A 284-nucleotide genomic window follows, 5' to 3' on the forward strand; every position below is an offset into this window, starting at 1 on the left:
CGCCAGTGGCAATGTAAAACTTATCGAAAGAGGAACCGCCGCAAAACTGATGTATAAGGCCGGGTCTTTAAATCATGGACAAGGGCGTGTGTTTGTTATGGCTTATAAGCTACGTACCCGCAGTAAGCCTTTTATTGATATTCCCCTGGTTGACTCACAGGCGGCTGGCGCGTTATGCGAAGCCGGTGCTTCTGGCTGGATTGACACTCATTTCAGTGAACGTTTTCTTGGTGCAATGATGGTCGGGATGATACCGGATTTAAGTCAGGCGGCCAGTGGTATTG

Annotated in this window: 1 protein-coding gene; it reads left to right on the plus strand. The window is 48.9% G+C overall.

Annotated features, from left to right (window positions below):
• Nucleotides 1–284 (plus strand): TrbI/VirB10 family protein (locus RTW80_RS28895; protein WP_312721537.1); only part of this gene is annotated, 284 nt, incomplete at both ends.

The sequence above is a fragment of the Escherichia sp. AM3 genome (assembly GCF_032029835.1).
GTDB classification, from domain to species: Bacteria; Pseudomonadota; Gammaproteobacteria; order Enterobacterales; family Enterobacteriaceae; genus Escherichia; species Escherichia coli.